24 protein-coding genes are annotated in these 25,179 nt (G+C 64.9%); 20 read left to right on the top strand and 4 right to left on the bottom strand.

The window, feature by feature from the left end; genetic code table 11:
* Positions 1–30 precede the first annotated feature (30 nt).
* The 9 genes from LK539_RS00430 (at position 31) to pssA (ending at position 9,352) form a co-directional block, all read left to right on the top strand.
* Complete coding sequence (locus LK539_RS00430) at positions 31–906, top strand: TauD/TfdA family dioxygenase (RefSeq protein ID WP_227798936.1); 876 nt, start codon at positions 31–33, stop codon at positions 904–906.
* Positions 907–927: 21 nt separating this feature from the next.
* Positions 928–1,926 (top strand): ABC transporter substrate-binding protein, encoded by a 999-nt coding sequence (locus tag LK539_RS00425; protein WP_373889502.1) that lies wholly within the window; start codon positions 928–930, stop codon positions 1,924–1,926.
* A 1-nt stretch (position 1,927) separates the two neighbouring features.
* The gene (locus tag LK539_RS00420; protein ID WP_227798934.1) at positions 1,928–2,764 is read left to right on the top strand and encodes an ABC transporter ATP-binding protein; all 837 of its coding nucleotides are present in this window, start codon (positions 1,928–1,930) and stop codon (positions 2,762–2,764) included.
* Entirely contained in the window at positions 2,757–3,611 is an 855-nt protein-coding gene (locus LK539_RS00415) for an ABC transporter permease (protein ID WP_227798932.1), read from the top strand. Before LK539_RS00420 ends, LK539_RS00415 begins: the two co-directional genes overlap by 8 nt.
* Before the next feature lie 500 nt (positions 3,612–4,111).
* The gene (locus LK539_RS00410) at positions 4,112–5,839 is read left to right on the top strand and encodes an acetolactate synthase 3 catalytic subunit (RefSeq protein ID WP_227798930.1); all 1,728 of its coding nucleotides are present in this window, start codon (positions 4,112–4,114) and stop codon (positions 5,837–5,839) included.
* Positions 5,839–6,330, top strand: coding sequence for an acetolactate synthase small subunit (gene ilvN, locus LK539_RS00405; protein WP_027867685.1), 492 nt, complete (start codon positions 5,839–5,841; stop codon positions 6,328–6,330). Before LK539_RS00410 ends, ilvN begins: the two co-directional genes overlap by 1 nt.
* Positions 6,331–6,415: 85 nt before the next feature.
* The gene (ilvC, locus tag LK539_RS00400) at positions 6,416–7,432 is read left to right on the top strand and encodes a ketol-acid reductoisomerase (RefSeq protein WP_227798928.1); all 1,017 of its coding nucleotides are present in this window, start codon (positions 6,416–6,418) and stop codon (positions 7,430–7,432) included.
* A 179-nt stretch (positions 7,433–7,611) separates the two neighbouring features.
* Complete coding sequence (locus tag LK539_RS00395) at positions 7,612–8,406, top strand: SIMPL domain-containing protein (RefSeq protein WP_227798927.1); 795 nt, start codon at positions 7,612–7,614, stop codon at positions 8,404–8,406.
* Between the two features lie 73 nt (positions 8,407–8,479).
* Entirely contained in the window at positions 8,480–9,352 is an 873-nt protein-coding gene (gene pssA, locus LK539_RS00390; protein WP_227798925.1) for a CDP-diacylglycerol--serine O-phosphatidyltransferase, read from the top strand.
* Between the two features lie 126 nt (positions 9,353–9,478).
* Here pssA and bamE read toward each other — a convergent pair whose 3' ends face one another.
* Entirely contained in the window at positions 9,479–9,979 is a 501-nt protein-coding gene (gene bamE / locus LK539_RS00385) for an outer membrane protein assembly factor BamE (RefSeq protein ID WP_227798924.1), read from the bottom strand.
* A gap of 175 nt (positions 9,980–10,154) precedes the next feature.
* On the opposite strand from bamE, the gene rpsO reads away from it, so the two are divergent.
* The 3 genes from rpsO to LK539_RS00370 all read left to right on the top strand — a co-directional run bounded on the left by rpsO (position 10,155) and on the right by LK539_RS00370 (position 13,218).
* Positions 10,155–10,424 (top strand): 30S ribosomal protein S15, encoded by a 270-nt coding sequence (gene rpsO, locus LK539_RS00380; protein ID WP_027867691.1) that lies wholly within the window; start codon positions 10,155–10,157, stop codon positions 10,422–10,424.
* 169 nt (positions 10,425–10,593) lie between these two features.
* Complete coding sequence (pnp, locus tag LK539_RS00375; RefSeq protein ID WP_227798923.1) at positions 10,594–12,696, top strand: polyribonucleotide nucleotidyltransferase; 2,103 nt, start codon at positions 10,594–10,596, stop codon at positions 12,694–12,696.
* Positions 12,697–12,846: 150 nt separating this feature from the next.
* Positions 12,847–13,218: a hypothetical protein gene (locus LK539_RS00370; RefSeq protein WP_227798921.1), complete on the top strand. Its 372-nt coding sequence runs from the start codon at positions 12,847–12,849 to the stop codon at positions 13,216–13,218.
* Here the strand turns inward: LK539_RS00370 and LK539_RS00365 are convergent.
* On the bottom strand, positions 13,201–14,331 hold the full coding sequence (locus tag LK539_RS00365; protein WP_227798920.1) for an acyltransferase family protein: 1,131 nt from the start codon (positions 14,329–14,331) through the stop codon (positions 13,201–13,203). The two genes, LK539_RS00370 and LK539_RS00365, sit on opposite strands and share 18 nt — an antisense overlap.
* A 261-nt stretch (positions 14,332–14,592) precedes the next feature.
* Here LK539_RS00365 and LK539_RS00360 point away from each other — a divergent pair, with 261 nt between their 5' ends.
* From LK539_RS00360 to LK539_RS00330, 7 genes are all read left to right on the top strand, one after another.
* The gene (locus tag LK539_RS00360) at positions 14,593–15,453 is read left to right on the top strand and encodes an STAS domain-containing protein (protein ID WP_227798919.1); all 861 of its coding nucleotides are present in this window, start codon (positions 14,593–14,595) and stop codon (positions 15,451–15,453) included.
* Positions 15,454–15,462: 9 nt separating this feature from the next.
* Positions 15,463–15,819, top strand: a complete 357-nt coding sequence (locus tag LK539_RS00355) for an STAS domain-containing protein (RefSeq protein ID WP_227798918.1) — start codon at positions 15,463–15,465, stop codon at positions 15,817–15,819.
* Positions 15,819–16,286, top strand: coding sequence for an anti-sigma regulatory factor (locus tag LK539_RS00350; RefSeq protein ID WP_227798917.1), 468 nt, complete (start codon positions 15,819–15,821; stop codon positions 16,284–16,286). Before LK539_RS00355 ends, LK539_RS00350 begins: the two co-directional genes overlap by 1 nt.
* On the top strand, positions 16,274–17,296 hold the full coding sequence (locus LK539_RS00345) for an ATP-binding protein (RefSeq protein WP_227798915.1): 1,023 nt from the start codon (positions 16,274–16,276) through the stop codon (positions 17,294–17,296). The genes LK539_RS00350 and LK539_RS00345 overlap by 13 nt, the downstream gene beginning before the upstream one ends.
* A 2-nt stretch (positions 17,297–17,298) precedes the next feature.
* Positions 17,299–18,669, top strand: coding sequence for a sensor histidine kinase (locus tag LK539_RS00340; RefSeq protein WP_227798914.1), 1,371 nt, complete (start codon positions 17,299–17,301; stop codon positions 18,667–18,669).
* On the top strand, positions 18,666–20,555 hold the full coding sequence (locus LK539_RS00335; RefSeq protein ID WP_227798913.1) for a response regulator: 1,890 nt from the start codon (positions 18,666–18,668) through the stop codon (positions 20,553–20,555). Before LK539_RS00340 ends, LK539_RS00335 begins: the two co-directional genes overlap by 4 nt.
* Positions 20,556–20,641: 86 nt before the next feature.
* On the top strand, positions 20,642–20,959 hold the full coding sequence (locus LK539_RS00330; protein WP_227798912.1) for a multidrug efflux SMR transporter: 318 nt from the start codon (positions 20,642–20,644) through the stop codon (positions 20,957–20,959).
* A 199-nt stretch (positions 20,960–21,158) separates the two neighbouring features.
* On the opposite strand, the gene LK539_RS00325 is transcribed toward LK539_RS00330, so the two are convergent.
* Entirely contained in the window at positions 21,159–22,571 is a 1,413-nt protein-coding gene (locus LK539_RS00325; RefSeq protein ID WP_227798910.1) for a pitrilysin family protein, read from the bottom strand.
* An 11-nt stretch (positions 22,572–22,582) separates the two neighbouring features.
* A complete protein-coding gene (locus tag LK539_RS00320) occupies positions 22,583–23,971 on the bottom strand; it encodes a pitrilysin family protein (RefSeq protein ID WP_227798909.1) in 1,389 nt (462 codons plus the stop codon).
* Between the two features lie 350 nt (positions 23,972–24,321).
* On the opposite strand from LK539_RS00320, the gene LK539_RS00315 reads away from it, so the two are divergent.
* Positions 24,322–25,107, top strand: a complete 786-nt coding sequence (locus LK539_RS00315; protein ID WP_227798908.1) for a GIN domain-containing protein — start codon at positions 24,322–24,324, stop codon at positions 25,105–25,107.
* Positions 25,108–25,179 lie beyond the last annotated feature (72 nt).

Here is a 25,179-nt window from a genome sequence, read left to right as displayed (position 1 = left end):
TGAAATCAGGTTCACTCAACGATCGCTACCATGCCGCTCGATTCGCCCCGCCAGGATTTCGACATCCGTCCTCTCGCCAACCAGCCGCTCGGCGCCGAAGTGCTGGGTCTCGACCTGGCACGCCCGCTCGGCGACGAGGATTTCCGCCGCCTGCACCGCGCCCACCTCGACCACCACGTGCTGGTGTTCCGCGACCAGTCCATCACCCCACGCGAGCAGGTGACCTTCAGCCGCCGGTTCGGCCCGCTGCAGATCCACGTGCTGCGCCAGTTCCAGCTGCCGGAGCAGGAAGAGGTGCTGGTGATCTCGAACATCCGCGAGAACGGCCAGCCGATCGGCCTTGGCGACGCCGGCCACTTCTGGCACTCGGACCTCTCGTACAAGGCGGTGCCGAGCCTGGGTTCGATGCTGCACGCGCAAGAGCTCCCGACGGAAGGCGGCGACACCCTGTTCGCCAACCAGCATGCGGCCTACGACGCGCTGCCGGAACGGCTCAAGCGCGAGATCGAGGACCTGCGCGCCGAGCACAGCTACCTGGCGAAGTACGAGGAGCTGCGCCAGCGTAACCCCTGGCGGCCGAAGCTGACCCAGGAACAGATCAACGAGGTGGTGCCGGCCGTGCACAAGGTCGTGCGCACCCATCCGGAAACCGGCCGCCGCGCGCTGTTCGTCAGCGAGCACTTCACCACACGCATCGTGGGCCTGCCGGAAGAGCGCAGCCGCGAGCTGCTTGAGCAGCTGTTCGCGCACAGTACCCGTCCCGAATTCGTCTACCGCCACCAGTGGCAGCCGAAGGACATGGTGTTCTGGGACAACCGCTCGCTGATGCACCTGGCGACACCCTTCCCGCAAGACCAGCGCCGCAAGCTCTACCGCACCACCATCGAGGGCGACGTCCCGTTCTGAACCGGAAAAAACAATATGACAATGAAGATGAAACTCGTGGCCGCCGTGGCCGCGCTGGCCCTCGGCGTGTCCTCGACCGCCCAGGCCGAAGGCAAGATCCGCATTGCCGAGCAGTTCGGCATCGTCTACCTGCTGCTCAACGTGGCCCAGGACCAGAAGCTGATCGAGAAGCACGGCAAGAAGCAGGGCGTCGATATCGACGTCGACTGGGTCAAGCTGTCGGGCGGCTCGGTCATCAACGATGCGCTGCTGTCCGGCTCGATCGACGTGGCCGGCGCCGGGCTGGGGCCGCTGTTCACGATCTGGGACCGCACCGCGGGCCGCCAGAACGTGCGCGCCATCGCCTCGCTTGGCAACTTCCCGTATTACCTGGTCAGCACCAACCCGGCGGTCAAGACCATTGCCGACTTCAGCCAGAAAGACCGGATCGCGCTGCCGGCCGTTACCGTTTCGGTACAGGCGCGCATCTTGCAGATGGCTGCCGCCAAGCAGTGGGGCAAGGCGGAATTCAAGAAGCTCGACCCGATTACGCAGACCGTGCCGCACCCGGATGCGGCGGCCGCCGTCATCGCCGGCAAGACCGAGCTGAACGCCCACTTCGGCAATCCGCCCTTCCAGGACCAGGAGCTGGCCGGCAACCCGCAAGCCCATATCGTGCTCAATTCCTATGACGTGCTGGGTGGGCCAAGCTCGGCCACCGTGCTGTATGCCACCGAGAAGTACGTCAAGGAAAACCCGAAGACCTACCGCGCCTTCATCGACGCACTGGTGGAAGCGGCGCAGTTTGCCTCGACCAATCCGGAAGCCGCGGCCGACGCCTACCTGCGCGTCAACAAGGGCAACATCGACCGGGGGCTGCTGCTCAAGGTGATCAGGAACCCGCAGGTGCAGTTCAAGGTGGCGCCGCAGAACACGCTCGGCCTGGCCCAGTTCATGCACGAGGTGGGCGCCATCAAGACCCGGCCGGCCAGCTGGCGCGATTACTTCTTCGCTCACCCGGCACTCGACAAAGGAAGCTGACATGAGTCCCCTGAACCTGGTTCCGCCGCCCGAGCCCTTGCTGCGCGCCGAGCACGTCACGCTGGAATACCGGGGCGAGCGCGGCATCGTGCGCGCCACCGAGGATGTCAGCTTCGACGTGTACCGGGGCGACCGCTTCGTACTGCTGGGGCCATCCGGCTGCGGCAAGTCGACGCTGCTGAAAGCCGTGGGCGGCTTCATCGCCCCGCAGGCGGGCAGCCTGCTTCTAGCCGGCAAGGCGATCAGCCGGCCGGGGCCGGACCGGATCGTCGTGTTCCAGGAATTTGACCAGCTGCCGCCCTGGAAGACGGTGCGCGAGAACGTCATGTTCCCGCTGCTGGCCAATGGCGTGAAGCGCAAGGAAGCCGACCAGCGGGCCCGCCACTGGCTGGGCAAGGTGGGGCTGGCGCGCTTTGCCGACGCCTATCCGCATACGCTGTCGGGCGGGATGAAGGCGCGGGTGGCGATCGCCCGTGCGCTGGCGATGCAGCCGGCGATCCTGTTGATGGACGAGCCCTTCGCGGCCCTCGATGCGCTGACGCGCCGCACCATGCAGGAAGAGCTGCAGGCGCTGTGGGATGAGATCGGGTTCACCATGCTGTTCGTGACCCATTCGATCGAAGAGGCGCTGGTGGTGGGGAACCGGATCCTGCTGCTGTCGCCGCATCCGGGACGGGTGAGGGCGGAGCTCAATAGCCACCAGTTCAGCCTGGCCAGTGCGGGGAGCAGCGAGTTCCAGCAAGCGACGCAGCGGATCCATGGCTTGTTGTTCGGGCAGGAGCCGGGTGAACGCGTGGGCGAGGAACTCGCCCACCCTACGGGAGCCGCGCATGGCTAACCCCCCGATTCGTGCCGAATACGTTCTGGAGCTGCTTCCGGCGGCCCAGCTGCAGGCGGCATCATCGTCCCGTTCATTCCCGGACCTCGGCTGGCTGCGCAAGCTTGGCATCCTGGCAGCCATTGCGGTCATCTGGGAACTGCTGGCGCGCTGGTTCGACAACGACCTGCTGCTGCCGGGCGCCATCCAGACCGGCAAGGCGTTTGCCGACGGACTTGCCACGGGCGAGCTGTGGGGCTATGTGAGCGTGTCGCTGCAGGTGCTGACCCAGGGCTTTGCGCTTGGCGTGGCGGCCGCCTTCCTGCTGACCTGGCTGGCCGTGTCGGGCAAGCTGGGGCGGGAGCTGATCGATACGCTGGCCTCGATGTTCAACCCGCTGCCGGCGATCGCGCTGCTGCCGCTGGCGCTGCTGTGGTTCGGGCTGGGCAAGGGCAGCCTCTTGATGGTGCTCGTGCATTCGGTGCTGTGGCCGCTGACCCTGAACGCCACTGCCGGCTTCCGCTCGGTGCCGGAAACGCTGCGCATGGCCGGTCGCAACTATGGCCTGGGCGGGTTGCGCATGGTGCTGCAGATCCTGATCCCGGCTGCGCTGCCGAGCATCCTGTCGGGCCTGAAGATCGGCTGGGCCTTTGCCTGGCGCACCCTGATCGCGGCCGAGCTGGTGTTCGGCAGCACGTCGGGGCAGGGCGGTCTAGGGTGGTATATCTTCCAGAGCCGTAACGAACTCTTTACCGACAAGGTGTTCGCGGGGCTGGCCGCTGTCATCCTCATTGGTCTCGCTGTCGAGCATTTCGTGTTCCAGACCCTGGAGCGCCTGACCATCCGCCGCTGGGGGATGCAGCGCTGATGACCGTAGGGTGGGCGGGTCTCCGCCCACGCGTCCAACCAGTGTTGGCACGGATGAACGGGCAGCATTTCATTAGTTTGAACGCGCGGGCGGCATAGCCGCCCACCCTACGAACTTCTGCACCATTCTGGTTCAATAAAAATAATCTCTCATATACCTTGACCAAAATGGTGCAACGCAGTAATGTGTTCCGACGCTTTGCATCCCCAAAGCTCTCCGGTCACCCGGTGAAGGCCCACAAGCCATCTCCGGACTGACGCGCTTTCATTTGTAGGCAGTTTGCTCCGACCCGCGCCACAAGCGCGAGAGATGCGTATAAACGCTACAGACACTCAAGCCGAACGAGTTGCGCCCAGCGCCCGTGCGTAAGGAACCTACGGTGTTCCGAAGCACAGCCGCGACCGCAGAGAGAAGGGAAGCATGAGCGTCGTCGCGCATTTCGCATTTCGTTAGGAACGGGCATCCGATCAAACTCCCTCTGGGTCTTGAAAGGAATGAACATGATTAACGAAACATCAGCCCCGATCACGGGTGCTGAGATTGTGGTGCGTTGTCTCGCGGAAGAGGGCGTCAAGCACGTCTTCGGCTATCCCGGCGGGGCAGTCCTCTACATCTACGACGCCATCTTCAAGCAGGACAAGTTCCAGCACGTCCTGGTCCGTCACGAACAGGCCGCGGTCCATGCCGCAGACGCTTATTCGCGCAGCTCCAACACCGTCGGCGTGGCCCTCGTGACCTCCGGTCCGGGCGTGACCAATGCCGTTACCGGCCTGTCCACGGCCTACATGGATTCGATCCCGATGGTCGTGATTTCCGGCCAGGTGCCGAGCCATGCGATCGGCCAGGACGCCTTCCAGGAATGCGACACGGTCGGTATCACCCGCCCCGTGGTCAAGCACAACTTCCTGGTCAAGGATGTCCGCGAACTGGCCTCGACCATCAAGAAAGCCTTCTATATCGCCCGCACCGGCCGTCCCGGTCCCGTGCTGGTCGACATCCCGAAGGACATCAGCATGCACAAGTGCGCGTACGACTACCCTCGCGAGATCGAGATGCGGTCGTACAAGCCGGTGGACAAGGGCCACGCGGGCCAGATCCGCAAGGCCGTGCAGCTGCTGCAGGGAGCGGAGCGCCCGATGATCTATGCGGGCGGCGGCGTCATCCTGGCCAATGCCTCGAACGAGCTGAACCGGATGGTCGAGAAGACCGGCTTCCCGGTGACCAACACGCTGATGGGCCTGGGCGCTTCGCGCTCGTCGAGCCCGCACTTCGTGGGCATGCCCGGCATGCACGGTACCTACGAAGCCAACATGGCGATGCAGCACTGCGACGTCCTGATCGCCATCGGCGCGCGCTTCGACGACCGCGTGATCGGCAACCCGAAGCACTTCGCCAGCAACCCGCGCAAGATCATCCACATCGACATCGACCCCTCGTCGATCTCCAAGCGGGTGAAGGTCGACATCCCGATCGTCGGCAACGTCAAGGACGTGCTGGTCGAGCTGCTGGCCCAGCTGGATGCCTCGACGACCCAGCCGAACACGGGGGCGCTGCAGGCCTGGTGGAAGCAGATCGCCGAATGGCGTGGCAAGGACTGCCTGGCCTATACGGATTCCAGTGAGCTGATCAAGCCGCAGTCGGTCATCGAGCAACTGCACCGCGTGACGGATGGCGACGCCTTCATCACCTCGGACGTCGGCCAGCACCAGATGTGGGCCGCGCAGTACTACGGTTTCGACAAGCCGCGCCGCTGGATCAATTCGGGCGGCCTGGGCACCATGGGCGTCGGCCTGCCGTACGCGATGGGCGTGCAGATGGCGAACCCGGATGCCACCGTCGCCTGCGTCACCGGCGAAGGCTCGATCCAGATGTGCATCCAGGAGCTCGCGACCTGCAAGCAGTACCACCTGACCCCGAAGATCATCCTGCTGAACAACCGCTTCCTCGGCATGGTCCGTCAGTGGCAGCAGATCGACTACGGTTCGCGCTATTCCGAGTCCTATATGGATTCGCTGCCGGACTTCGAGAAGCTGGCCGAGGCCTACGGCCACGTCGGCATGCGCATCGAGAAGCCGGGCGACGTCGAGGGTTCGCTGCGCGAAGCCTTTGCCATGAAGGACCGCCTGGTGTTCATGAACTTCATCACCGACCAGAGCGAGAACGTCTGGCCGATGGTCAAGGCCGGCAAGGGCCTGAATGAAATGCTGCTCGGCTCGGAGGACCTGTAATGCGACACATCATTTCCGTCCTCCTCGAGAACGAAGCCGGTGCGCTGTCGCGCGTGGTCGGCCTGTTCTCCGCGCGCGGCTACAACATCGAAACGCTGACCGTGGCGCCGACCGAAGACGCGACCCTGTCGCGCATGACCATCGTCACCAGCGGCTCGGACGACATCATCGAGCAGATCACCAAGCACCTGAACCGCCTGATCGAGGTGGTGAAGGTGGTCGACCTTACCGAAGGGCAGCACATCGAGCGCGAGCTCATGCTCATCAAGGTGCGGGCCGTCGGCAAGGAGCGCGAAGAGATGAAGCGCACCGCCGACATCTTCCGCGGCCGGATCATCGACGTAACCGAGAAGACCTACACGATCGAACTGACCGGCGCCAAGAGCAAGCTGGATGCCTTCATCGACGCCATCGACCGCGCCTCGATCCTCGAGACGGTCCGTACTGGCGGCTCCGGCATCGGCCGCGGCGAACGCATCCTCAAGGTTTAAAAAGTCGTAGGGTGGTCGGCTCTGCCGACCGCGCGTTCAACCGACGCAAACGTACTCACACATTAAAAAATTTAAAGGAATGACCATGAAAGTTTTCTACGACAAAGACTGCGACCTCTCCCTCATCAAAGGCAAGAACGTCGCTATCATCGGCTACGGCTCGCAGGGCCATGCCCACGCCCAGAACCTGTCCGAATCGGGCGTGAACGTCACCGTCGGCCTGCGCCGCGGCGGCGCTTCCTGGAACAAGGTCGAAGCGGCCGGCCTGAAGGTCGCCGAGGTCGACGAAGCGGTGCGAAACGCCGACGTCATCATGATCCTGCTGCCGGACGAGAACATCGCCGAGGTCTACAAGAACAACGTCGAGCCGAACGCAAAGCAGGGCGCCGCGCTGGCCTTCGCCCACGGCTTCAACGTGCACTACGGCCAGGTCGTGCCGCGCGCCGACCTCGACGTCATCATGATTGCGCCGAAAGCCCCGGGCCACACCGTGCGCGGCACCTACCGCCAGGGCGGCGGCGTGCCTCACCTGGTCGCGGTCTACCAGGACAAGTCCGGCTCGGCGCGCGACATCGCGCTGTCCTATGCCATGGCCAACGGCGGCGGCCGCGCCGGCATCATCGAGACCAACTTCCGCGAAGAGACCGAGACCGACCTGTTCGGCGAGCAGGCCGTGCTGTGCGGCGGCACCGTGGAACTGATCAAGGCCGGCTTCGAGACCCTGGTGGAAGCGGGCTATGCGCCGGAGATGGCCTACTTCGAGTGCCTGCACGAACTCAAGCTGATCGTCGACCTGATCTACGAAGGCGGCATCGCCAACATGAACTACTCGATCTCGAACAACGCGGAATACGGCGAGTACGTCACCGGCCCGAAGGTCGTCACCTCGGCCACCAAGGATGCGATGCGCCAGTGCCTGAAGGACATCCAGACCGGCGAATACGCGAAGAGCTTCATCCTCGAGAACAAGGCCGGCGCCCCGACCCTGATCTCGCGCCGCCGCCTGACCTCGGAGCACCAGATCGAGGAAGTCGGCGCCAAGCTGCGCGCGATGATGCCGTGGATTGCCAAGAACAAGCTGGTGGACCAGTCGAAGAACTGATCCGCCACGCGGACGACCAAACGGGCCTCTGGCCCGTTTTTTTTCGCCCGCGACAAATCGAGACAGGTGTTACCCGAAATGCTCAGTTGCAACGATCCATTACAAATTCACGATGGAAGTGCTGGGGCCAGTATCGTATAAGTAACGCGGACATCCGCTGAACTTACTGGAGAACAACAATGAAACTGTCGAAATCCCTCGTCGCCGCTGCCCTGGTCCTGGCATTCCAGGCCCATGCGCAAACCATGCCTGCCGCGCCTGCGGGTGCGAGCCAGGCGTCGACCGTCGGCACGCTGGTCGTGGTGCCGGCCTTCGGCGAAGTGAAACACGCCAACGACCAGGCCACCGTCACCTTCGCCGTCGAAGAGCACGACAAGGACAAGAACGCCGCCGCGGCGCGCGTCAATCGCAAGATGAAGGAGGGCACCGACATCGTGCGCCGCGCCGATCCGAAAGCCGAACTCAAGACCATGGGCTACTACACCTATCCGGTCTACCCCGAGGTGCCGCCGATGCCGCCGCAGCCGGCCTCGGTTGCGCCGGTGAAGCCGGTGCCGATCGCCTGGCGCGTCGGCCAGTACCTGGAAGTGAAGACGAGCAACCTGGCCGAGCTGCCGAAAACCGCTGCGGCAGCGCAGAAAGTTCTGCAGATCAATAATGTCCAGTTCGGCCTGAGCCCGGAACTGGAAAAGCGCCTGGACGACCAGCGCATCGCCGCCACCTACCGCAACCTGAACGAACGCATCGCCTCGATTGCCAGGGCGATGGGCCGTCCCCAGGGCACGGCCGTGATCGAGACCGTCGACTTCGAAGGCTCGGGCAACTATGCGGGCGACGGCGCGGCTGCCGCGGCGCCGATGATGATGCGCTCCAGCGCCATGAAAGAGGCGGCCGACCAGATGCCGGAACCGAGCTTCGAACCGGGCGAAACCACTCTCCAGATGCGTCTGGTAGGCAAGGTGCGATTCAAGTAAGTATAGCGATTCGCTAACATGCAGTTCCCGCCTCTATAATGCTGGGAACTGCATTACTTGAATACGGATCTTTATGCCAACTTTTCCACGCCGCCGACCACCCGGAGCTGCGCCCAAGGCGCCACGTTTTTCCCGTTTGAAAAAGCGCTTCGGGCGGCGGGCGGAAGACCGTGTCCAGGGTGAACGCGGACGCGGCATCTACCTGTTGCCGAACGCGTTCACGACCGGCGCGCTGTTCTGCGGCTTCTATGCGATCGTGATGGCGATGAACCAGCGCTTCGAGCATGCCTGCTGGGCCGTGTTCGTCGCCATGATCCTGGACGGACTGGACGGCCGCATCGCGCGCCTGACCAATACCCAGTCGGAGTTCGGCGCGCAGTACGACTCGCTGTCGGACATGGTCTCCTTCGGCGCCGCGCCTGCGCTGGTGATCTATGAATGGTCGCTGCGCGGCCTGGGCAAGCTGGGCTGGATCGCCGCCTTCATCTACTGCGCCGGCGCCGCACTGCGCCTGGCGCGCTTCAATACCAACATCGAGGTGGTGGACAAGCGCTTCTTCCAGGGCTTGCCGAGCCCGGCCGCGGCGGCGCTGATCGTCGGTTTCATCATGATGATGACCGACCCCGACATCAACGTCAGCTCGCGCCAGGTGGACTGGGTCAGCTGGGGCCTGGCCGTGTTCGCGGGCCTGACCATGGTGTCGAACGTGCCCTTCTACAGCTTCAAGGACGTCAATTTCCGCAAGTCGGTGCCCTTCATCGTAGTGTTCCTGATCGCGCTGGCCTTCGCGCTGCTGGCGATCGACCCGCCCAAGGTGCTGTGGCCGATCTTCGTGATCTACGGCCTGTCCGGCTATGCCGTGTTCGCCTGGCGCGCGGCCAAGGGCAAGCCGGTCAGCATCATTCCGCTCGACGACGACGAGCCGGAAGAGGGCGTGCGCCGGTAGATCTGTCCGAACGTAGGGTGGTCGGATTCTCCGACCGCGCGTTCAACAACAGTTCGAGTCGTCACAGGGCGCCCGCGAGTCGAACGCGCGGTCGGCAGAGCCGACCACCCTACGCGTTGAGCGGCATTACCAGCCGACGCGCTCCTTCGGTTCGTACATCGGGTCCGGCCCGTTCATCATCTGCTGCACGATACCCTGGCGGTCGAAGTGCACGTGCATCATCGAGTTCCACACGCCTGCTTCCTTGTAGCGGTAGGACCATACTTCCCAGTCGCGCATCGCGATATAGGAACGCTCGGCAGGCCGTCCGACCGTCTTGAGCACATCGTCCCTGGTCGCCTGGCCGATCTTGAGCGTGGCGAACTTTTCTCCCGTTAATACCTGCTCATACGCTGCCAGCCGGCCATCCGCACCGATGCGCGCCATATAAGTCTGCTGGCCCATCGGCCCGGTCGCGTACTCGAAGAGCTGCTCCTCGCCCACCCGGTAGACCGAGGTCGGGGCGCCCATCTTCTGCTGCACGACGGCCACCGGGTCGCCCAGGCTGGGCGTCTGCCGGATGATTCCGGCGCAGCCACCGAGCATGACGAGCGACGCGAATGTTGTAAATCTGATCAATTTGTTCATCGTTGACCCCAACAATTGCTCCAAAAACCCCATCATCCACCTTTTGAGCGACGCAAACAGTGGCCCCGGGTTCCGTTTTCCCCTATACTGGCGGGTCTGTCCGTTTTGGGCAGGTAATTCATCAATCACGGTACGCTGGGTTTCGACTCATGTACCGCATGTGAAAGGTAACATCATGACCGTAGAAAACATCAACAAAGCCGCGATCATCGCGGACAACGCACGTGGCCAGAACGATACCGGTTCGCCGGAAGTTCAGGTCGCACTGCTGACCGCACGCATCAACGAGCTGAACGGCCACTTCAAGGCGCACCAGAAAGATCACCACTCGCGTCGTGGTCTGATCATGATGGTCAACCGTCGTAAGAGCCTGCTGGCTTACCTGAAGCGCAAGGACGCAAACCGTTACCGCGACCTGATCGCCAAGCTCGGCCTGCGTAAGTAATCGTTGGTCAAGACGGTTTAGTCACGAAATGCCTGCGCCAGATACCTGTCGCGGGCATTTTTTGTTTGTGGTTTGTTAGTTGTTTTGCAGCAATGACGGAAATGTTCCGTCCGTGGTGAGGTGAACGACAGCCCCTGAAAATCTGTCGGCAAATAGAAAGGGATTACCCATGTTTAACAAAGTTACGAAAACCTTCCAGTACGGTCAACACACGGTCACCCTGGAGACGGGTGAAATCGCGCGCCAGGCAAGCGGCGCCGTCGTCGTGTCGGTCGAAGATACCGTCATCCTGGCAACCGTGGTCGCCAAGAAGGACGCCAAGCCGGGCCAGGATTTCTTCCCCCTGACCGTCGACTACATGGAGAAAACGTACGCAGCCGGTAAGATCCCGGGCGGCTTCTTCAAGCGCGAAGGCCGTCCTTCGGAAAAAGAAACCCTGACTTCGCGCCTGATCGACCGTCCGATCCGTCCGCTGTTCCCGGAAGGCTACCTGAACGAAGTCCAGGTCATCATCCACGTCCTGTCGGTCAATCCTGAGATCGATCCGGACATCCCGTCGATGATCGGCGCCTCGGCTGCGCTGTGCATCGCCGGCATCCCGTTCAATGGCCCGATCGGCGCAGCGCGCGTCGGCTATGCGAACGGCCAGTACATCCTGAACCCGACCACCACCCAGCTCAAGACCTCGCAGATGGACCTGGTCGTGGCAGGCACCGAAACCGCCGTGCTGATGGTGGAATCGGAAGCGCAGCAGCTGTCGGAAGAAGTCATGCTGGGCGCGGTCGTATTCGGCCACGACCAGATGAAGGCCGTCATCGACGCGATCCACGACCTGGTGGCCGAAGGCGGCAAGCCGGAAGTCGAATGGAGCCCGGCGCCGAAGAACGAACAACTGATCGCCCGCGTGAGCGACCTGGCTGCCGAGAAGGTCCGCGACGCCTACCAGACCCGCGAGAAGTCGGCGCGCCAGCAGAAGCTGAAGTCGATCTCGGCCGAAGTGATGGCCGGCCTGGCAACCCAGGGCGTCGAAGCCGATGCGGCCGAAGTCGGCAACATCCTTTTCGACATGGAAGCCAAGGTCGTGCGTTCGCAGATCCTGAACGGCGAGCCGCGCATCGACGGCCGCGACACCCGCACCGTGCGTCCGATCGCGATCCGCACCGGCGTGCTGCCGCGTACCCACGGTTCGGCCCTGTTCACCCGCGGCGAAACCCAGGCGCTGGTCGTGGCTACCCTCGGCACCGCGCGCGACAGCCAGAAGATCGACGCGCTGATGGGCGAGTACACCGACGACTTCATGATGCACTACAACATGCCTCCGTTCGCCACCGGCGAAACCGGTCGCGTGGGCACCCCGAAGCGTCGCGAAGTCGGCCACGGCCGTCTGGCCAAGCGCGCGCTGGTCGCTGCGCTGCCGTCGGCTGACGAGTTCAGCTACTCGGTGCGCCTGGTCTCGGAAATCACCGAGTCGAACGGCTCCTCGTCGATGGCTTCGGTCTGCGGCGGCTGCCTGGCGCTGATGGACGCCGGCGTGCCGATGAAGGCGCACGTCGCCGGCATCGCCATGGGCCTGATCAAGGAAGGCGGCAAGTTCGCGGTCCTGACCGACATCCTGGGTGACGAAGACCACCTGGGCGACATGGACTTCAAGGTCGCAGGTACCCCGGCAGGCATCACCGCGCTGCAGATGGACATCAAGATCCAGGGCATCACCAAGGAAATCATGCAGGTGGCGCTGGCGCAAGCCAAGGAAGCCCGCCAGCACATCCTGGCCGAGATGCAGAAGGCCGTGCCGAGCGTGAAGACCGAGCTGTCGGACTTCGCACCGCGCCTGATCACCATCCGCATCAACCCGGAAAAGATCCGTGACGTGATCGGCAAGGGCGGCGCCGTCATCCGCGCACTGACCGAAGAAACCGGCACCCAGATCGACATCACCGACGAAGGCGTCGTGACCATCGCGTCGGTCGATGCCGCCGCCGGCCAGGAAGCCAAGCGCCGCATCGAAGAGCTGACCGCATCGGTCGAAGTGGGCAAGACCTACGACGGCACCGTGCTCAAGCTGCTGGACTTCGGCGCCATCGTCCAGGTCATGCCGGGCAAGGACGGCCTGCTGCACATCTCGCAGATCGCCAACGAGCGCGTGAACGCCGTGGCCGACTACCTGAAGGAAGGCCAGCAAGTGCGCGTGAAGGTCCTCGAGACCGACGAGCGCGGCCGCCTGAAGCTGTCGATGAAGGCTGCTGATCCGGTGGAAGGCGCGGCGCAGTAAAGCGTTCGCGGCTTCGAGCCACAAAAAACCGCCAGTGCGTGAGCCTGGCGGTTTTTTTCATTTGCAAGATCTGGGTTTGAGGCGCCACAACGAGCGCCCGGGGCATCCTCCGAAAATCGTAGGTAAATGCCTCTTTCGTATGGGCCCAGCATGCGTTCTCTACTCTCCCTGATCTGCCTCGCGCTGTGCCTGCACGCCTGTGGCGGCAACACCTCCGTCGCCCTCTACATCGAGTGGGGTTCGTGCGACTTCGACCGCGAGCGCTGGGCCAACGCGGACCGGATCGGGCGCGGTTGCATGATGGCATCTTTCCTCGAGAAGCATCCGCCGGCAGGGATGCCGGTCGTCGAGCTCAAGCTCTGGCTGGGCGAACCCAGTACCTATGCCGACTTCGAAGACCCGGCCTACCTGGTCGCACAGGCGGCAGGCAATGGCGGCGCGGCCCGCGAGCAGTTGCTGGTGTTCAGGACCGACCGCCAAACGGGCCGGGTGATCGAGACCCTGCTACGCTCGCCACGCTAGGGCAGTAGAAGCCGGCTGTGCCCGGCGCGGGTGCATGAGCAGCTTGCCCAGCGGCGCCTCCACCCATCTGCAGAATGCGGCCCCGGCGGCCAAGCTGGCGGCCCATGCAAGCGCCATGCCGAAGGCTTGTGCATATGCCTGTTCCGGAACGAAGCGCGCAAAGGCGGCGTTCACGACCAGGCACACCGGGAAGTGCACGAGGAAGACCGAAAACGAGATCTTGCCCGCGTAATCGACGGCCGAGCGCGCCAGCCCGGCGCGCGACACCGCCTGGAAACGCCCGAACAGGAGCAGCAGGCAGGCCACCGCATAGGCCAGCGCGATGCGGCTGCGGAAGTCCAGCAGCAGGGCGAGCGCCGGCAGCAGCAGGAGCGCGCCCAGCAGCATGGCGGCGGGAGCAGGACGGCGGGCCGGATCGCTCGCCCACCAGGCCAATGCACCCAGCCCGTAGCTGCCGAAGAAGTAGGGCGCCCACACATCCCAGTCCGCATCCAGGTTGAAGTGCAGGAGCGAGGCGCCGGCACCGGTCACGACCAGGCTAGGGAGCAGCCAGCCTGGCGTACGTCTTCCTGCCAGCTGGCCGGACAGCCAGGCCAGCAGCGCCATCAGGGCATACAGCTGGAGGTCGATCGCCACATACCACGCGCCCGAGGACAGCGACTCCATGCCGAGCACGCCGTGCAGCAGCAGCGCATGGGCGCCCAGTTGGGCGAGCGTCGGCGGCGCCGAGATGGAGTCGTGCATCATCCACCGGGCGGCCAGGCTGGATGCGAGGACGGCCAGCAGCATCGCCACGAAGAAGGGCGGGGCCAGCTTGGTATAGCGCCGGCCAACGAGCTGCAGCGGATTGGCGCGGCCGGGCAGACCGCCTGGCGACAGCGACTTGGCGGCCAGGAAGCCGCCGATGACCAGGAAGACCTGCACGGCGATGCGCGCGTGGTCAACCAGCCAGTCGACCAGCGAGGGCATGATGCGCCGGGCATGGTCGGCCATGGGGCCGTAGAAGGCCAGGTGATGCAGGACGATCAGCTGGGCCGCGAGGCCTTTTAACAGGTTAATCAGGACAAACTGCTTCCGGTTTGCCGGGCTCAGCTCCGGCGTATTGACAACCACTTGCTCTACCACGCGTACCAACCTCATTCATCGACCGGGCGGCATGGTAACGAAACCGGCAAAGTGTTGCCAACTCGATACTCAGCAGTAACAAATCTTGCATATTTGGCAGTGTGGATAAACCCGCGCACGTCACAAGTGTGCCGTAACTAGAATGCAATAAGTGTTATAGTTGTTCATTTCGTTAACGATGGGTTCGCACGCCCGTGATCCGCGTAGCGCCCACATGATTTCAACCATCCAATTCTAGGAATCGAACAGATGACCACGAAGGATTACGCCGCCCGTATCAGCCAGCTCATCCAGGAACACCAGGCCGAGATCGGCGCGGAGTGGATCGCGCAGCTCGAGGCGCTGATCGTGCGCGGGACCTCCAGCTCGCGAGAGCAGTTGCGCAACCATTGCCAGCAGTTCCTGGCAGCCTTCGGAAATGCCGCCCGTGCGGGTGAGCTCGACAATATCGATCACCGCTCCTGGGACGAAGTGCGCGACCTGCTGGCCGAGATCTCTTCGACCCGCGCCAAGTCCGGCTCGACCCCGAGCGAGACCGCAACCTTCGTCTTTTCGCTGAAGCAGCCGCTGTTCGGGAAGCTGCGCGCCGGCTTCGACGGCGATGCCGAAGCGATTGCCGCCACTTCCTGGACCATCAGCACCCTGCTTGACAAGCTGGGCCTGTACACCATCGAAGTGTTCCAGAAGACCAAGGACCAGATCATCGTGCGCCAGCAGCAGGAACTGCTCGAGCTGTCGACCCCGGTCGTCAAGCTGTGGAACGGGATCCTGGCGCTGCCGCTGATCGGCACCCTGGATTCGGCGCGCACCCAGGTGGTGATGGAAAACATCCTGCAGAAGATCGTCGACACCGGCGCCATCATCGCCATCATCGACATCACCGGCGTGCCGACCGTCGATACCCTGGTCGCCCAGCACCTAATGAAGACCATCGCCGCCGCGCGCCTGATGGGCGCCGACTGCATCATCAGCGGCATCCGTCCGCAGATCGCCCAGACCATCGTGCACCTCGGCGTGAACCTGGAAGACGTGGTCACCAAGGCCACCCTGGCCGACGCCTTCCTGGTCGCGCTCGAGCGCACCGGCACCTCGGTCATCGCCAAGGCATAAGCAAAGCACATGGACCGCATCCCTATCCTGCGCATGGGCGACCTGCTGCTCGTGACGATCCAGGTCGACATGCACGACCGCCTCGCCATGCAGCTCCAGGACGACCTCACCGAGCGCATCGTGAGCGACGGCGCCAAGGGCGTCCTGATCGACATCTCGGCGCTCGACCTGGTCGATTCCTTCATCGGCCGCATGATCAGCAATACCGCCGCCATGGCGCGCGTGCTCGACGCCCGCACGGTCGTCGTCGGCATGCAGCCGGCCGTGGCCATCACCCTGGTCGAGCTGGGACTGACGCTGCACGGCGTGAAGACCGCCCTGAACGTCGAAAAAGGCATGGCCCTGCTGGGAAAGAATTTTAAATAATGAACGGCGCGCATACCGACGCAGTCCTGTTCGACACCGCGCTGCTGGATCGCCACCGCCAGCACCGCAGCGCACGCGTGACCCTGCGCCTGCAGTCGGACGAGGACGTTGTAGGCCTGCGCAAGCAGGTGCGCGAGCGCGCGGTGGCCATTGCCCTGTCTCTGGTCGACCAGACCAAGCTGGTCACCGCCGCGAGCGAGCTGGGACGTAACACGATTAAGTACGGCGGCGGCGGCGAGGTCCACCTCGACAGCCTGGCCGACGGCATCCGGCAGGGCATCAGCCTGCTGTTCGTCGACGCCGGCCCGGGCATTCCGAATATCGAGAATGCGCTGCGCGACGGCTTCACCACCGGCGGGGGCCTTGGCCTCGGCCTGGGCGGCTCGAAGCGCCTCGCCGACGAATTCGAGATCGACAGCCGTCCGGGAGAGGGCACTGCCGTGCTGGTGGTGAAATGGAAGCGCTGATCAGTTCACTCACCAGCCAGGAAGTATTCTCCGTCACCCACGCGAGCGACGTGGCGGCGGTGCGGCGCAGCGGCCAGAAACTGGCCGACGCGCTCGGCTTCGACGAGACCCGCGCCGGCCAGCTGGCGCTGATCATCACCGAGGCCGCCACCAACATCCTCAAGCATGCGGGCGAGGGCGAAGTCCACGTCGGGCCGGCGCAATCCGGCGCCGGCGTGGGCATCGATGTGTTGGCGATCGACAAGGGCCCCGGCTTCGTCGACCTCGAAGCCAGCCTGATCGACGGCGTTTCCACCGCCGGCACCGCCGGCACCGGCCTGGGTGCACTCGGGCGCCTGGCCGACGAATTCGACGCCTATACCCAGCCAGGCAACGGCGCCGCCTTCTTCATGCGCCTGTGGCGCGACGTGCCGGGACCAAGGCCGTGCGGCGTCGAGATCGGCGCCCTGTGGATGCCGATGGCCGGCGAAGAGGAGTGCGGCGACGGCTGGGCGGTGCGCTGCGACGGCCGCGGCGCCTCGCTGCTGGCCGCCGACGGCCTGGGCCACGGACCGGAAGCCGCGCGCGCCGCCGCCGCGGCGATCAAGGCGCTCGACGCCCGCAAGGCGCCCGCGGCCGGCGAATTGATGCAGGCCGCGCACGACGCCTTGCGCCCGACGCGCGGAGCGGCGCTGGCGACGGCGCGCATCGAATTCGAATCCGATGAGCTGCGATTTGCGGGTGTCGGCAACATCGCCGGCTGCGTGATCGACGACCGGCGCCGCCCGCTGGTGTCGCACAACGGCATCGTCGGCCACAACATGCGCAAGGTGCAGGAGTTCGCCCTGCCGTTCGGGCCGGGCGCGCTGTGCATCATGCATTCGGACGGCATCCAGACCCAGTGGGACCTGGACAAGTATCCGGGCCTGCTGGGGCGCAGCCCGGTCCTGATCGCCGCCATCCTGATGCGCGATTTCATCCGCCGCCGCGACGACGCCATGGTGCTGGTCGTGCGCCGGCACGGGAGCTGAGCATGAGCCTGCACCGCATCCTCAACCTTGCCCTCGACAGCGACCAGGACGTAGTCGCGGTGCGCCAGCGCGCGCGCCAGGTCTCGGAGCTGCTCGGTTTTTCGCAGCAGGACCAAGTGCGCATCGCCACCGCCGTGTCGGAGATCGCAAGGGTGGCCTGCCACCAGGGCTCGGGTGGGCGCGCGGCCTTCCTGCTGGGGCGTAAGCTGGGGCGCCTGCACCTGGAAGTGAGCATCCATCCCGGCACCGGGCAGCGCCTGGCGTCCGCGCCCGGGGCCGTGGACGAGGGTTTCAGCCGCACGCTGCCAGAACTGGCCCTGATCAGCGCGCACCGCCTGATGGATTCCTGCGAAGTCGAACCGGAGCAGGGCGTCGTCACGGCCGTCACGATGCGCAAGGCGCTGCCGCCGCACGTGATGATCGACAGCGCACGCCTGGCCGAAATCAGCACGCGCCTGGCCGGCAGCCCCGTATCGAACACATTGCAGGAACTCGAGCAGCAGAATCACGAACTGCTGGCCACCCTGGCCGAGCTGCGCGAGCGCCAGGAAGACCTGCTGTCGCTCACGCGCGAGCTGGAAGACACCAACCGCGGCATCGTCGCGCTGTACGCCGAGATCGAGGACAAGGCCGAGCGCTTGCGCCGCGCCGACGAGATGAAGTCGCGCTTCCTGTCCAACACCAGCCACGAGCTGCGCACCCCGCTGTCCTCGATCCGCGCCCTGGCCCAGCTGCTGCTGGACCGCATGGACGGCGACTTGAGCAGCGAGCAGGAACGCCAGGTGCAGTTCATCGCCAAGGCCGCCAACGACCTGTCGGACCTGGTCAACGACCTGCTCGACCTCGCCAAGATCGAGGCCGGCAAGGTCGACGTGCAGCTGGCGCCGGTGGTGGTCGACAACCTGTTCCGCGCCCTGAAGGGCATGATGCGGCCGCTGGTGGACGAGGGCCGGGTCGAACTCATCTTCGAGCCCACCGACGTGCTCGAACCCTTCGACTCGGACGAGGGCAAGATCTCGCAGATCCTGCGCAACTTCATCTCCAATGCGCTCAAGTTCACCGAGCGCGGTGCGGTGCGGGTCTCGGCCACGTACGATGCGCAGGAGGACACGATCGCATTCGCGGTCCTCGATACCGGGATCGGCATCAGCCCGGACAACCTGCAACTGATTTTTGAAGAGTTCAGCCAGATCGAGCATCCGCTCCAGCGGCGCAGCAAGGGCACGGGCCTCGGCCTGCCGCTGTGCCGCAAGCTGGCCGAACTGCTGCATGGACGCGTCGACGTCGCCAGCACGGTGGGCGAGGGCTCGACCTTTACGCTGACCCTGCCGCGACGCATCCCGCAGCACAGCCAAGACGGAACCGAATCATGAAAGCCAACTCGACCCTGATCCTCAACGTCGACGACAACGACGGCGCGCGCTACGCCAAGAACCGCATCCTGCAGGGTGCGGGCTACGAAGTGATCGAGGCGACCAACGGCACCGATGCGCTGGAGATGGTCAAGCGCCTGAGCCCCGCGCTGGTGCTGCTCGACGTGAAGCTCCCCGACATCAACGGCATCGAAGTGTGCCGCCGCATCAAGGCCAATCCCGACAGCAGCATGGTACTGGTGCTGCAGACCTCGGCCGCGCTGACCGGGCGCGCCGACAAGATCCGCGGGCTGGAAGGCGGCGCCGACAACTACCTGGCGGCGCCGATCGAGGCCGACGAGCTGATCGCCAACGTGAATGCGCTGCTGCGCATGCGCCAGACCCAGGTCCAGCTGCGCGACAGCGAGGAGCGCTTCCGCCAGATCACGGACAACATCGACGACGTGTTCTGGATGTTCGGCGTCCCCGACGGGAACCTGGTGTATGTGAGCCCGGCGTATTCGGACATCTGGGGCGGCAACGCCGACGCGCTGCGCGAGCGGCCCGACGTCTGGCTCGACGCCGTGCACCTCGACGACCGCGAACGCGTCGCGCAGCGCTGGCGCGATCTGCACGACGTCCCGCATTACGACGACGAATTCCGCATCCTCGGCCCCGACGGCCGCACTCACTGGGTGCGCGACCGCCTGTTCGCCGTGCGCAACGTGCGCGGCGAGGTCTACCGGGTGGCGCGCGTCACCAGCGACATCACCACGCGCAAGGAGATGGAGGCGCTGCTGCGCGCGGCCGACCGCAACAAGAACCAGTTCCTGGCCACGCTCGCCCACGAGCTGCGCAACCCGCTCAGCCCGATCCGCAACGCGGCCGCGCTGCTGAGCGCAAGCGACGGCGGCGGCGAGCGCCAGGCGCGCGCACGTGAAGTGATCACGCGCCAGGTCGACCACCTGGCGCACCTGGTGGACGACCTGCTCGACGTGGCCCGCATCTCGGAAGGCAAGATCGTGCTGCGTACCGAAGAAGTCGACCTGGGCGCCGTGATCCAGCAGGCGATCGAGACGGCCGGCCCCCTGATCACCGCGCGTGGCCACCACCTGGACGTGCAGCTGCCGGAGCAGCAGGTGTGGGTGCAGGGCGACCCGGTGCGCCTGGCGCAGTCGGTCGGCAACCTGCTGCACAACGCGGCCAAGTTCACCCCCAAGGCCGGCGAGCTCGGCGTCAGCGTCAGCCTGGTCGGCGACGAGCGGGTGCAGATCGCAGTACGCGACAACGGCATCGGCATCGCCGAGGACAACCTGCCGCGCATCTTCGGCATGTTCGCCCAGGTCGACGTGCCGCCGGACCGCGCCCCCGAGGGCCTGGGCATCGGCCTGTCGCTGGTGTCGCACCTGCTCGAGCTGCATGGCGGGCGCCTGTCGGCGCAGAGCCCCGGCATCGGCCTGGGCAGCACCTTCACGGTCGAACTGCCGCTGCTGCGCGTGAGCGCACCGACGGTCAGCCCGGATCACTGCGAACCGGCCGAGCAGGGCGGCAGCGGCATGCGTGTGCTACTGGTGGACGACAACGTCGACGCGATGGAAATGATGGGCTTCCTGCTGGCCGAGATGGGCTACGAAACCTGCACCACCTCGGACGCGGCCCAGATCGAGCGCCTCGCCCTGCAGCACAAGCCGCAGGTGATCGTGCTCGACATCGGCTTGCCCGGCATCGACGGCTACGAGGTGGCGCGCCGCATCAAGAAGAATCCGGCGCTGGCGCACATCCGCCTGGTGGCCCATACCGGCTACGGCTCGCCGGAAGACCGCAAGCGCGCCATGGACGCCGGCTTCGACGCCCACCTGGTCAAGCCGGCCGAATTGCCCGACCTGGAACGCGCCCTGCAAGGCTAGGGTAGAATTCATGGAGGAGGAACGGCCTCCCCCGTTGTGGGAACAATGTCCGGGACGGCCCGGCTTTTCGAAAGGAGAGCCGGATCATGGCTTGGTTAATGTTGTTTGTGGCGGGACTCTTTGAAGTGGTGTGGGCAGTGGCGATGAAGCAGTCGGCGGGCTTTACCCGGCTGTGGCCCAGCGTCGTTACCCTGGTCGGCATGGTGGCCAGTTTCGTGTTGCTGTCGGCAGCGATGCGCACGATTCCCCTGGGGACTGCTTATACAATCTGGACCGGGATCGGGGCGGTGGGGGCGTTTGTCGTCGGCTTCACCGTGCTGGGCGAGCAGGTCAACCTGATGCGCGTCGTGGCGGCGGTGCTGATCGTTAGTGGACTCGTGTTGATGAAGATGGCGGGGGATTGATGCGCTGATGGCTCTCATGCAGAAATTGGGTTCCGGCCTTCGCCGGAACGACGGTTTCAAAGCCAACGGCACTGATAGCGTATCCTCTTGGCCACCGCTCTAAAGACCGTCGTCCCGGCGAAGGCCGGGACCCAAGTTTTGCAGCGCATCTGTAAACGAAAAAAGCCCCGCACAGCGGGGCTTTTCACATCCAGCCGCGTCACTTCTCCCTGACGTCGAACTCCCCATATGCCTTGAGCTGCTCGCCCACCGCTTTCTGGTCGCCCACCACGACGATCGACTGGTTCTCCGGCGCGAAATACTTCTTCGATACCGTGCGCACCTGTTCCGGCGTGACCTTCTGGATGCGCGGCACGTATTCGCCCAGGAATTCGGCCGGCAGGCCGACCAGCCAGTTCTGGGCCAGGGTCCGCGCCACCGAGCCCTGGAGCTGGTTGGTGATCAGGTAGCCGCCGGCGACGTAGCGCTTGTTCATCTCCATTTCCTTGGCCGGCACGAGATCGGCGCCGATGCGCTGGTACTCGGACATGAATTCCTTCAGCGCCGCCCCGGTTACTTCGTTGCGCACGTCGGCGCCGCCGACGATCGCGCCGCCCGCGCGGTTCAGGCGCGCACCGGCCGAGGCGCCATAGGTGTAGCCCTTTTCCTCGCGCAGGTTGATGTTCACCCGGCTCGAGAAGCCGCCGCCCAGGATGGTGCTGGCCAGGCGCAGCGGGATCTGGTCGTCGGCGCTGGCAGCGGCGCCCGGGCCCCCCAGGCGCACCGTCGACTGCACGCTGCCGCCGCGCTGCAGCAGGATGCGCGATGGCTTGGCATTGACCGCGGCTGCTGCGGTCTCGGGCAGGGCGGGGCCGCTGGCTTTCCAGTCTCCGAACGCCTTCTCGGCCAGTTTGACCGCATCGGCTTCCTTCACCGGGCCGGTGATGACCAGCAGCGCGCGGTCCGGACGCATGCGTTTGGCGTGTTCGCTGCGCAGCATGTCCTGGGTGACGGCGTTGATCGCTTCCACCGTCGGGGTGGTGCGCGCGTACGGGTGGTCGCCGTACACTGCGCGGCTGATCGCGCGCTCGGCGCGGAAGCCCGGCTGGGTCTCGGACACGCGCAGCGACTGCAGCGCATTGGCCTTGGCCAGCGCCACTTCGTTTTCCGGGAACGAGGGCTGGCGGGTGACTTCGGCCAGCAGCTGCATCATCGGGGCGGCCTGCGAGGCCACCGCGTTGGCGGACACCACGATGCCGTCCGACGAGGCGCCGGCGGCGACTTCGCCGCCCATGCCCTGGGCCGCTTCGGCGATCGCGCGCGAGTCGCGCTTGGCGGTGCCTTCGTTGAGCAGGCCCGCCAGCATGTTGGCGAAGGCCGGCGTCGAGGGAGCGTCGGCCGCGAAGCCGGCGCCGCGCACGGCCAGCACGTAGTCCACGCGCGGCAGGCCCTTGCGCGGCACGACCCAGACGGTCAGGCCGTTGCCGAGCGTTTTCTTGGTGATCTTCGGCACCGGGATCGGCTTGTCCTGGCCATAGGCCGGCATGGGAAGACTTTTTTCCGCAGCGGGGGCGGCATGAACCGCCGGCGCGAAGGCGACCGAGACGGCAAGTGCGAGCATCAGTTTTTTCATCGATCTGCTCCTTATTTGTTGGTGCCCGCAGCGGCTGCGGCAGGGGCCGCGGCCATCGCGGCCGGCTTGCGGTCAATGACGGTGCGGTTGGTCGGCACCAGGTAGGTGCGCGCCGCGCGCTGGATGTCTTCCGACGTCACGCCTTCGATCCAGCCCGGGATCTTGTTGACGACGTTGGCGTCGCCCCACAGGACCTGCATCTTGGCCACGGTGTCGGCGCGGTTGATGAAGCTTTCCAACTTGTTGTTCCAGTCGGCCAGCATGCGGGTCTTGACGCGCTTGAGGGTGGCGGCGTCGACGCCGTTCTGCACCACCTTGGCGATCTCTTCGTCCATGGCCTTGAGCATGGCGTCGGCGCTGCTGTTCGGCTTGTACAGGGCGAACACGGTCATTACGGTCGGGCCGTTGTACTCGAAGGGGCCGGTCAGGCCGAACAGGGTGTCGACGTTGAGCGCGATCTCGCGGCCCTTGACCAGGCCCTGGTAGAACAGCGAGGCGTCGCCGCCGCCCAGCAGCTCGCCCAGCACGGCGACGGCGGCCTGGTCGCGGTGGCCGCGCGGCGGCACCTTCCAGGCCGCTGCAATCGCCGGCACCTGGGCCAGGGCGTCGCTCTGCTCGACGCGCTTCTCGACCGTGTTCAGGCCTTCGTTGAAGTCGGTCGGTTTCGGGGTGGGGCGGGCCGGGATCGAGCCGAAGTATTTCTGGGCCAGCGCGAAGCCCTGCGCCGGGGTGACGTCGCCCGCGATCGCGATCACGGCATTGTTCGGGCCGTAGTAGTCGCGGTGGAAGGCGCGCACGTCGTCCAGGCTGGCGTTCTCGAGGTCTTCGAAGCTGCCGTAGCCGTCATGGTTGTTTTCCCATTTCTGGAAGGCGTGCTGGCTGATGTCGATCCAGTAGAAGCCGCCGTAGGGCTGGTTCTTGACGTTCACGCGGATCTCTTCCTTCACCACGTCCTGCTGGTTCTTCAGCGTGGCCGGGTTGAAGTCCAGGGTCTTCATGCGGTCCGCCTCCAGCCACAGGATCGGTTCCAGCGCCGACACGGGCGCGGTCTCGATGTAGTTGGTGAAGTCGGGGCGGGTCGAACCGTTGTTGCGGCCGCCGCCGGCCGTGATCGTGGTGTCGAACACGCCCTTCTTGGCGTTCGGCGTGCCCTGGAACATCAGGTGCTCGAACAGGTGGGCGAAGCCGGTGCGGTTCTTCGGCTCCAGGCGCATGCCCACGTGGTACACGACCGACACGCCGACGGTGGGCGAGCTATGGTCTTCAGTGACGACCACGGTCAGGCCGTTGTCGAGCTTCTTGACGGCGACCGGCAGGGTCCACTGGTCCGCGGAAGCGGCGAAAGCCGACAGCGAGAACGTGAGCCCGGCCAGCAAAACAGGTAATTGGCGCATGCGCATGGGTTGACCTCGTAGTGAACTCGGGAAGGTGAGTTGTAGTAAATGCTCTATGACAGGCAAGCTGTCATGCGCTGCATCTTAGCGCAATGGAATGCCAATAAGTAATCTTTTTTAGGCAATGAATTTGCGCTATGTCGAAGCGGCGCAACGCACACCCATCCTGCCATTTGCCGCTCTGGACTGCGTTTTTTGCATTTCATCGCAGGGCCGTATGCACGGACGGGCCGGAGCGATATAGTTGCAACATGCTAAGACCATGCAGTGAAGACACACACTTGCTGGTAATGTCCTAAAGCCAGCTCACGAGGCCGGCAGCAAACACAACCAAGAATAGGTATTCGGAGAATTCGATGAAGCAGCTTTCCAAGTTCGGCCTGGCTTTCGCGGCAATGTGCGCCACCTTCCTCACGGGTATCGGGGTCGCCAGGGCAGCGCCGGACGTGGCCACCGAAACGCGCCAGGTGGATGCGCGCGTGGTGCGCGTCAAGCTCGACGGCGTGGTGGACCTCAAGATCCGCCAGGGTAATACCCCGCTGCTGGTGCTGACGGGCGATCCGCGCCTGCTCGGCAAGACCACCACGCTGCAGAGCGGCGACACGCTCAACATCGGCACCGAGACCAAGGGCGTGAGCATCAACCTGGGCCGCAGCATGGGCCTGCATGCGGAACTGACGCTGCCCAACCTGCGCGAAGTCAGCTCGGAGAGCGTGGGCGGCACTGCCGTCACGGGCTTCTCGGGTGACGAACTCGAGCTTAACCTCGATGGGGCCGGGTCGATGAATGTATCATGTAATTACAAGGTGCTGACCGCGAACCTGGGCGGCGTCGGCAGCATGAAGGTGCATGGCATCAACAGCGAGAGCGTCGAGCTCAACCTGAGCGGCGCCGGCTACGTGACCCTGTCGGGCCGCAGCCGCAGGCTCAAGGCGGAACTCGGCGGGCTGGGCGGACTGGACGCCCAGGGGTTCTCTGCCGAGAACGTCACCCTCGAGCTGTCGGGCCTGGGCAACGCCACCGTGACCGCGCGCGAAAGCGCCAACCTGACCTTGTCGGGCCTGGGTTCGGTGACGGTGTACGGCAAGCCGCAGAACCGCAAGCAGAGCGTGGATGGCCTGGGCAAGGTCACCTGGAAATAAGCGCCGCCCGAAACGCAGGAAAACAAAGCGAGTCCATAACGAAAACCAAGGGTACGCAGAGATCCTGACTCC

Source organism: Massilia sp. IC2-476 (genome assembly GCF_020707295.1).
GTDB lineage: Bacteria > Pseudomonadota > Gammaproteobacteria > Burkholderiales > Burkholderiaceae_D > Telluria.
Note: the sequence above shows the minus strand (reverse complement) of the source record. Positions and strands in the feature narration are given on the sequence as shown.